General features: G+C 45.3%; 11 protein-coding genes. 8 read left to right on the forward strand and 3 right to left on the reverse strand.

Annotated features, from left to right (window positions below; genetic code table 11):
* Positions 1–402 precede the first annotated feature (402 nt).
* The 7 genes from K339_RS0121440 to K339_RS0121470 all read left to right on the forward strand — a co-directional run bounded on the left by K339_RS0121440 (position 403) and on the right by K339_RS0121470 (position 6693).
* On the forward strand, positions 403–966 hold the full coding sequence (locus K339_RS0121440) for a YdeI/OmpD-associated family protein (RefSeq protein ID WP_028525438.1): 564 nt from the start codon (positions 403–405) through the stop codon (positions 964–966).
* A gap of 13 nt (positions 967–979) precedes the next feature.
* Positions 980–2317, forward strand: coding sequence for an amidohydrolase (locus K339_RS0121445; RefSeq protein WP_028525439.1), 1338 nt, complete (start codon positions 980–982; stop codon positions 2315–2317).
* Between the two features lie 29 nt (positions 2318–2346).
* On the forward strand, positions 2347–2955 hold the full coding sequence (locus K339_RS0121450) for a Crp/Fnr family transcriptional regulator (RefSeq protein WP_229598788.1): 609 nt from the start codon (positions 2347–2349) through the stop codon (positions 2953–2955).
* A gap of 71 nt (positions 2956–3026) precedes the next feature.
* Positions 3027–3353, forward strand: a complete 327-nt coding sequence (locus K339_RS0121455; RefSeq protein WP_028525441.1) for a DMT family transporter — start codon at positions 3027–3029, stop codon at positions 3351–3353.
* A 405-nt stretch (positions 3354–3758) separates the two neighbouring features.
* Entirely contained in the window at positions 3759–4919 is a 1161-nt protein-coding gene (locus tag K339_RS0121460) for a DegT/DnrJ/EryC1/StrS family aminotransferase (protein ID WP_051398158.1), read from the forward strand.
* Positions 4920–4998: 79 nt separating this feature from the next.
* On the forward strand, positions 4999–5904 hold the full coding sequence (locus K339_RS0121465; RefSeq protein ID WP_051398159.1) for a glycosyltransferase family 2 protein: 906 nt from the start codon (positions 4999–5001) through the stop codon (positions 5902–5904).
* Between the two features lie 6 nt (positions 5905–5910).
* Positions 5911–6693 carry a class I SAM-dependent methyltransferase gene (locus K339_RS0121470; RefSeq protein WP_028525444.1) on the forward strand — a complete coding sequence of 261 codons (783 nt, stop codon included), beginning with the start codon at positions 5911–5913 and terminating at the stop codon, positions 6691–6693.
* Here the strand turns inward: K339_RS0121470 and ytxJ are convergent.
* Positions 6688–7029, reverse strand: a complete 342-nt coding sequence (gene ytxJ / locus K339_RS0121475) for a bacillithiol system redox-active protein YtxJ (protein ID WP_028525445.1) — start codon at positions 7027–7029, stop codon at positions 6688–6690. The genes K339_RS0121470 and ytxJ overlap by 6 nt on opposite strands.
* A gap of 63 nt (positions 7030–7092) precedes the next feature.
* Here ytxJ and K339_RS0121480 point away from each other — a divergent pair, with 63 nt between their 5' ends.
* Positions 7093–8382, forward strand: a complete 1290-nt coding sequence (locus tag K339_RS0121480) for a 3-deoxy-D-manno-octulosonic acid transferase (RefSeq protein ID WP_028525446.1) — start codon at positions 7093–7095, stop codon at positions 8380–8382.
* Positions 8383–8419: 37 nt separating this feature from the next.
* On the opposite strand, the gene K339_RS0121485 is transcribed toward K339_RS0121480, so the two are convergent.
* Both K339_RS0121485 and K339_RS34410 read right to left on the reverse strand, forming a co-directional pair.
* A complete protein-coding gene (locus tag K339_RS0121485; RefSeq protein WP_028525447.1) occupies positions 8420–9004 on the reverse strand; it encodes a DUF5686 family C-terminal domain-containing protein in 585 nt (194 codons plus the stop codon).
* A gap of 6 nt (positions 9005–9010) precedes the next feature.
* Positions 9011–9297: Tn3 family transposase (locus tag K339_RS34410; protein ID WP_157607607.1), on the reverse strand; the 287-nt coding region annotated here is incomplete at its 5' end.

Consider the following 9297-nt stretch of genomic DNA (forward strand, 5'->3'; position numbering starts at 1 on the left):
CACGAGTGAATACGTATTTGCAAAGCCGAGGTCAGTTTTACACCTCATGCCATCGACCTATCGAAATGGGGCAAAAACTTTGTGCTTGTCATCGCAAGCATTGCCCTACTGACTTCGTTGTAGGCGTGGTTCATGCTTTCTACGAAGATGTAGCTCCTCTGGAGCAATAAACAGGAGTTCTCAATTTTAATGCTTGCACCCAAATTCAAATCTAACCTTGCTACTGAACAATGGAGCCGCTCATTGATGCAACTCGTTGGTAATTATTCCAGCCTAGGAAAGCAGCTAGTGCAAGCACCCCACTTACGCTTTCTATGTTTTACCTAATCACTTCCATGAGGATATTAGCTAGGTGAGATACTTTGGTTAAAAATGACGGGCGGGACGCCCGTACCACATAGCATGGAAATAGACGTATTCTACCCTCAAAATCAGGCGGAATGGCGCGCTTGGTTGGAACAAAATCACCAATCTCAACAGGCCGTTTGGGTTGTTTTTTATAAAAAATCGTCGGCTATACCATCCATTACTTGGAGTGAGGCCGTGGATGTCGCGCTGTGCTTTGGCTGGATAGACAGCAAAAAAGTAGCCGTCGATTCCAAAAAATCACACCAGTTTTTTTGCCCTCGCAAGGCAAAAAGTACGTGGTCGAAAATCAATAAAGTAAAGGTTGAGCAGCTTATCGAGGCAGGATTGATGACGGAAACGGGTTTTGCAAGTATCGAAGTGGCCAAGCGCAATGGCTCTTGGACGATGCTCGACGAAGTAGAAGCCTTAGTCATTCCTCCCGATTTGGAACAAGCACTTGCGGGGCATGAGGGATTGATGGCTCAGTTTTTGGGACTGAGTAAGTCGGCTAAAAAAGAACTATTAGCCCGATTGCTTTTTGCCAAACGCCCCGAAACCCGTCAAAAACGCATTGATGAAATGATGGTGCTGCTCACCCAAAAATATACCAAAGAATAAAACAACTTCCATCATGAAGCCATCCACTCTTTCTCGCAAAGCTTTTCTTCAAAACTCAGTCGTTGGCTTGTCTGGGCTGTCGCTAGTTCCTAGCCCCTCTTCTCAGTTCTCCGAAAAGGAAATAATCTGGAATACTCCAACGGGAACAGCCCGCCATTATACCCTAAAAAACGTACGCCTCGAAACTGGATTTGATTACGATGGCGAAGAGATTGTGGGTACAAAAACAGGATTGTTTTCGGTCGAAATTGAAAATGGGAAAATCAAAAACGTGAGCACGCAAAAACCACCCGCCGACGCTATCGACGCGAAGGGTCTCTTGATGCTGCCTTCGTTCAAAGATATGCACATCCATTTGGACAAAACGTTTTACGGCGATAAGTGGCAAGCTACCAAAAGACGCACCAATGGCGTAAAAGGCATGATTGCGCTCGAGCAGCAGATTTTGCCCGAAATGCTCAAAAATTCGACCCAAAAAGCCGAAAAACTCATCGAATTGTTGCAATCGCGCGGCACGGGGTTTGCGCGTAGCCACGTCAATATTGAACCTACTTCTAAGCTCCAATCGCTGAAAAATCTGCAAGCGGCTTTGCGCAACAAAAAAGACGTTTTTGGTGCCGAATTGGTGGCATTTCCTCAGCATGGAGTGTTCTATACCGACTCCGCCCCTTATATGAAAGAAGCCGCTCAAACAGACATTGATTTTATCGGTGGCGTTGATCCGTTTACCCTAGATGGTGCCATCGAAAAAACCATGGACTTTACCATCCAATTGGCCTTAGACCACCACAAAGGCATTGATATTCACTTGCATGAATCAGGAGAGTCTGGGCTCAAAACCATCGAATATTTGATTGCCAAAGTCAACGAAAACCCCATTTTAAAAGGCAAAACATACGTAAGTCACGCTTTCGCGTTAGCCAAACTTGAGAAAGCAAAACAAGAAGAAATTGCCGAAAAACTTGGCGCTGCCCGCATCGGAATTTTATCCACCATTCCGTTTGGAACCACCATCATGCCCATTCCTACGCTGTTGAAGTACGGAGTCAACGTCATGACAGGCAACGACAGCATCGTAGATCATTGGAATACGTTCGGTACGGGAAGCGTTTTGCAAAAAGCCAATCTCGCGGCTCAATTATACGGGTATTCGACCGAGTTTGGTCTGTCGAGAATCTTGAAATTGGCCACAGCAGGCCCTTTGCCGCTCACCGACAAAGGCGAACAGCAGTGGCCCAAAGCAGGCGACGATGCCAATGTGGTATTGGTAGATGCGAGTTGCTCCGCCGAAGCAGTTTCCCGCATCTCCCCCATCAAGTCGTTGATATACCAAGGAACGGTTGTTTACTAAGCAATGGAATGTACTGACCACTAATTACGATGACCATACAAGGCGGAATGAGTGATGAGTTGGCAAACCAACCTGATTTACTAGACCCACTACTTGATAAAATATACTTGCTTCCAGCCCTGTCGAGACTTGCGCTCAAAAAGTATATTCGCGAAGTGAGTTATCCCAAAGGGTATATTTTGTTGCGGGCCGACAAAGTCGAAACTGATATTTATTTTATCAAAAAAGGGATTGTCCGCGCTTATGCACAGACTCCCGCCAATGAAATTACTTTTTGGTTTGGACAAGAGGGCGACATCGTTATTTCAATGAAAAGCTACGTCGAAAACCAGAAAGGCTATGAAGACGTTGAACTGTTGGATAACTGTGACCTATATCAACTCAAGATACACGACCTACAACAACTTTTCGGCCAAGACATTCACCTTGCTAATTGGGGGAGAAAATTGGCGGAACAAGAGCTTGTCAAAACAGAAGAACGGCTCATCTCTCGGCAGTTCCGAACGGCAGGCCAACGCTACAACGAGCTTTTGCAAAAGAACCCTGCCCTCATTCAACGCGTTCAGCTAGGATACATTGCCTCTTATTTGGGCATAACCCAAGTGAGTTTGAGCAGAATCAGGGCCGAACTCAAATAGACCTCATTTTTTATCATTTGTAAAATTTTGTCCCAAGCTAATTTTAGACCTTTGCTCAAAATTAAAAAGGGATGAACTGGATTATCTTGACCATCGCAGGCTTATTTGAGGTCGTATTTGCCTTTTGTTTAGGTAAAGCAAAAACATGTACAGGCAACGAAATGTATTTATGGTACGCTGGGTTTTTGGTCGCCCTTTGTACCAGTATGGGGCTTTTGCTGAAAGCAACTCAAACACTGCCTCTTGGTTCTGCTTATGCCGTGTGGACGGGGATTGGTGCGGTCGGTACTGTTTTGATTGGCATCATTGTATTTAAAGAACCCATCACTTTTTGGAGACTCCTCTTTCTTATTACTTTAATTGGCTCTATCATCGGACTAAAAGCCGTGTCACACTAGACTTTTGAAAAAAAGTGCTTTTGTAGTCCAATTTTAGATTAAAAAGTCGCTACAAAGTGGTTAAAATAGCCCAAAAATCATTAAAAATTACCATTTTCCCAGCGCCAAACTGCGTTCTCACACCCAATAACTCACTGTAAATCAATACACTGCAACAGTCATTAAAAATAATTTTGATTTCTCTTGCTTTCTTCTATATTGTATATTGCATTATCGCTATTTATTGTATATTTGTCTCGACAATACGGTTTTATATCTAAACAAACAAGGTTTTTGGATATTCAGGAATCTTTATTGAACGATAAGACGCTATGTTGTCTCTCTAACAAAAGAAGTGCTTAACCTACACTTCTTTCCACAGCCCAATTTTGAGAAAAACGAGTACTATTATCTATCAAACTTTGTATGATTCTTGACAAGATTCTGGAGAAACCCATGAATGAGTATCCTGTTATGGATACGAGGGAGGGTATTGTACTGTTCTACCCTAACATTCCTGCCAAAGCCGCTTCTAACATCACAGAAGTCCTTCATTCACGTTGGATTGGCCAAGGCCCTAAAGTGGACGAATTTGAACGTCGCTTCGAGTTAAAATTTACGTACCCCAACAAATGCTTGGCAGTTGGCTCTGGGACGGATGCTCTTCACTTGGCTTATTTGTTGGCCGATTTGCAACCAGGCGATGAAGTCATTGCCCCCGTATTTACTTGTACGGCCACCAACATCCCATTCCTTTATATGGGAGTCAACATTGTGTTTGCCGATGTGGATGACAACCTCAACATCGACGTAAAACACGTGGAGCAGCTCATTACGCCCAAAACAAAGGCAATTGTCTGCGTTCATTACGGCGGTCTTCCCTGCGAAATGGACGAACTGTGGGCACTCGGAAAGAAGCACAATCTCTTCATTATTGAAGACGCGGCGCACGCCGTGGGTGCCAAATACAAAGGACGCTACATCGGTAGCGAAAGCGACTTTACGATGTTTTCGTTCCAAGCCATCAAACACATTACCACGGGCGACGGCGGTATGTTGGTGGTGAAAGACCCAACCTTGGTCGAAAAAGCAAAACGACTGCGTTGGTTTGGCATTGACCGCACCAGCAAACAAAAAGGAATTTGGGAAAACGACATTGTAGAAGTAGGCTACAAATACCAAATGACCGACCTTGCGGCCAGCTTGGGCTTGGCAGGTTTGGAAGAATTTGACGAACATTTGGCACATCGTCAGCGGCTTTACCGCTTGTACTGCGAGCTGCTCAAAGATATTCCTGGCATTCGGGTGATTGGTAGCGAATACACAGACCGTGAACACGCGGCATGGCTACTCACGGCCGAAGTAGATCATCGCGAAGACCTCATGCGTCACCTCCGCGAACACGGCATTGAGTCGGGACAGGTGCATTATCGCAACGATAAATATTCGATTTTTGGCGGTCGTACGCCAGGGCAATTCCCCAAAATGGATGCCATCGAAGAGCGCTATCTCGTGCTTCCACTACACGCCCGCGTGACCGAAGACGACATTCGATACATTGCGTACGTTCTTCAAAAAGGTTGGTAAATTTAATTTGACGGAGCTTTTCAGGGGGCGTTGATTGCCTCCTGAAAAGCTCCGTCTTTTTCATTCTCAAAATACTTTCATGGAGTTTACGCACACAAAAGTCTCCCTCTCCTATTCTCCCGTCTTTTCGATTCTCATCCCTTCGTGGAACAACCTCGACTACCTTAGGTGCCTTGTCAATAGCCTCCGTAAAAATAGCCGTTATCAGCACCAAATCATCGTTCACGTCAACGAAGGAAAAGATGGTACCGAAGAATGGGTAAAAGCGCAGGGCGATATTAGCTATACCAAAAGTAGCCAGAACTCAGGGGTTTGTTACGGCTTTAACGCCGCATCCCACTTGGCCATTGCCGATTATTTGGTGTTTATCGACGACGACATGTATGTCTGTCCTGATTGGGATTTGTATTTGTTGGAAGAAATAAAACAGCAAAAAAACGACAAGTGGTGCATCAGCGGAACGATGATTGAAGGTTTTGACAATGGCAACGCCTGTGTTATTACCAACAAAAACTACGGAAAACACCCCTCGGAGTTTGACGAAGCAATATTTTTGTCAGAATACGCCAGCTTTCCCAAAGACGACTGGAATGGCAGCCAATGGTACCCGATGGTCTTACCAACGTTTGTGTATCGGGCCGTAGGTGGGTTGAGCATTGAGTTTTTTCCTGGTATGTACAGCGACCCCGACTTTATGATCAAACTCTGGCATTATGGGGTTCGGTATTACAAGGGAATTGGCAAAAGTAGGGTGTATCATTTTGCCAGTCGAAGCACCGCGCGGGTAAAGCGCAACGACGGTCGAACGCAATTTATCTTAAAATGGGGGCTGAGTAGCAATACTTTTTTCAAAAATTACCTTAAAATTGGGGCAAAATTTTTGGGAGTCCTTCCAGAACCCGAAGAAAATACCACGTTAAGGCTCAAAAAACAAATTGATCGCTGGAAGGTAAAATTCAAAAGCCGCCCCGTGGATATATCCTAACACCTTATGTCAACTTTAAAAGAGCAAATCAAGCTGGTTCCGCATTCAAAAGGCAATGCACTGACGTTTATCCACCAATACCTTGCCCAAAACGACGTTCGGCAAAAAACCGTGATTGACGTCTCAGCGGGGTCGGGCTACGTGGCTAATCTTTGGCACAAAGCTGGGGCCACCGTCCGTGCCTTTGATATGCACCCCGACATCCTCCGAAGCGATGCTTTGACTTGTTCTCCCATTGATTTGACCAAGCCGTTACCCATTGCGTCAAACTCTGCCGACTATGTGCTTTTGATGGAAACGATTGAGCATATTCCTGACCAAGCCTCTTTGCTAAAAGAGCTGGCTAGAATCCTCAAACCCAACGGTTTACTGATTATCACCAAACCCAACAACAGCAGCATGAGCGGCCGAATGGCCAATGTGTGGGTAGAAGCCGAGCGGAGCGACATGTTTTTGTCGAACGAAGCAGAGGTGATAGGCTACGACGACCAGCACCTCTACAACGGTCGGGTGTATCTCTGCAACGTGCAGCGCCTGCGAACGATGGCGAGTTTGGCAGGGTTGCGGTACCGAGCTGTTTATGCCAACCAAGTGAGTGTAAGCTCTTTGGTTTGGTTTGTGTTTTTTGGGGCGTACCTCTACTTGCGTTCGTTTTTGACTTTTAAGAAGATGACAAAACACGCGCACAATGACCGAGAAAAGGAAGTTTTACGCGAACAACACCAGCTCAATACCCATCCGACGGTACTCCTTCACAAGCACTTGTGTATTGTTTTTAGCAAACTATGACGCTACTTGTTCTTTGATTGCGTCGAAGGTCACATCGTAGTGCGAGGCGTCGAAAACACTTTCTCCGTTGCGAATCAGTATGGCTTGGGGTGACTCATGCCATACATCAAATTCTTCGGCAATTTTATTGGAAATGGGTCGGTACGCTATCAAATCGAGGTAATATGGCTTGAGATTGCCGACTTCTTGTTCGTTCCAATCCCTTTCCAACCGACGCAGTGTAGTGGCACTAATTGAACAACGGGTACTGTGTTTAAAAAGTAAAACAGGATGTTGGCGGGATTCTTCCTTGATTTCTTCTAATTGAGCGACGTCAGTAAGTCGATTCCAGTTCATTTAATTTGACACGTAAGAGGTTGATTAAATACTTTTACTGGTCTAACGTAACTTATTCAAAAATTGTTCGCATTTTTCTATACCATTGGCCTACATCTTTTGGTCTTTCTGGCCAACATCGTCGCACTTTTTCATCCCAAAACGCGCAAATGGGTAGAGGGGCAGAGAGGCACTTTGTCATTCCGACGGAACGAGGAACCTAACACCCTCGTCTTCTGGGTTCATGCCGCGTCGTTGGGAGAATTTGAACAAGGGCGGCCTGTCATCGAAGCCATTCGTGCCGAATACCCTCATGCGCGTATTGTCCTAAGTTTTTTCTCGCCGTCGGGCTACGAAATCCGCAAAGATTACGACCAGGTGGACGATGTTTGTTATTTACCCGTCGATACTCCCCGAAACGTCAAGCGTTTTTTGGATAGCGTCCAACCCGACGTGGCGTTGTTTATCAAATACGAATTTTGGTATAACTACCTCCACGAACTCAAAAAAAGACAAATTCCCACTTTTTTATTTTCTGCAATTTTTCGTCCCAACCAACTGTTTTTCAAACCCTACGGAGGCTTTTACCGACGAATGTTGTTTTGTTTCAACGAGATTTTGGTACAAAACGAGGCATCCAAACAATTACTCAATTCCGTAGGCTATTCGTCCGCGACCGTTGCAGGTGATACCCGCCTCGACCGCGTCGTGCAAATTGCCAAACAAGCCAAAAGTTATCCTGCGATTGAAGCATTTAAAGGCACAGCCCCGCTTTTGGTCATTGGCTCTGCCTGGCCCGACGATATGGAGGTGTTGATTCCGTTTTTGAATCAATGGGAAGCTCCGCTCAAGGTCATCGTTGCCCCTCACGAAATCAATACCGAACAAATCCAACAATGGCAAAAATTACTCAAGAAACATAGTGAGCGGTTTACGGTTTACAGTTTAGAGTTTAAGGTTGACGGTTTAGAGTTGGGTAAGGAAGCATCTCCACTCGACACTCTGCATTCTCCCCTCGACATTCTTTTCCTAGATACGATTGGTATGCTAGCTTCGCTATTTCGGTATGCCGATTTTGCTTACGTCGGCGGGGCATTTAAGGATGGATTGCACAATACGATGGAGCCTGCGGTGTATGGAATGCCGATTTTCTTTGGGCAACCCTATTATCAGAAATTCCAAGAAGCGCTGGATTTGTTGCATTTGGGCGGTGCTACCACGATTGCAACTACCCAAGAATTTACGACGGCTTTTACTGAAGTATATCAAAACCTTGAAATCCGCCAGCAAAAGGCGGGTATTTGCCACAATTATGTACAGAAAAACGCGGGTGCTACGGCCAAAGTGATGGCATCCATACGAAGCGCGTTTTAACCTCCCGAAAGTTTTAAAACTTTCGGGAGGTTTGATTTTAATTACCAAACTTAAACGTTGTCCCCACCCGAAAAGCTGTGTGGTCGTACTTGAAGTTATTGAAAACCGCAATCGCTTCTACCCTAAAAAACGGAAAACCTGGAATAAGGCCATCCAACGCATAACCCACTTCGGTGTAATGCTTGGCCATCGGAGTTAGTAAATAATGTACCATTAGGTTTTCTTTTAGACCCGCCAAGCGCACAAAAGGTAAGCGAGTAAGCAAAAAGCGGCGGTAAACGTTGGTAACGTGTGCTTCCAAATAACGTTCCGACGTGCTATATTCATAAAAAGGCAACGACCGAAATCTGGTATAGCTATCGCCGTACAAGATGAACGTGCGATTTCCCATAAAGTGCTTATAATCCATCAGATACACCGACCGACGATTCAGAAATACCCCCGCCGAAACGGCATAATGGAGCTCACTTTTGATGCCCGTTTCTAGGTCTTGACGAATATCAAACTCCACGCGATCATAGTCAACGGCGCTGTTTCCAATCGTCGGAATTCCTTTGGCATACCGCAACGTCAGCGACGGATTGTTGTTTTCGAGGTAGGGTAGTTTTGCCGTTTCGTACAAAAACCGTCACTTGGGCGTTTGCTCGCTAAAGGGGCGTATAAGTTGGAAATCCATCAACGCTTTCCAGTCAAAGACTGCGGGTGATATAGTTCCATCAGAGAAATCGTACTCGCCAGCCAGATTGATGTGATGCCAGGTATGCGTTGATGATTTCAGGATCGTTTTTAAGAGTTCATTTCGCTCGATTGGATTGCACTGACGCAGTTTTTCCGATAGATACAACAGATTATAGAAGTTGATCGCGTTCATAATCAACATGCGGCAACCGTTAGCAATGTTCCGCTCTTGTTGAG

Origin of the sequence: Runella limosa DSM 17973, from assembly GCF_000482465.1 — a bacterium.
Lineage (GTDB): Bacteria > Bacteroidota > Bacteroidia > Cytophagales > Spirosomataceae > Runella > Runella limosa.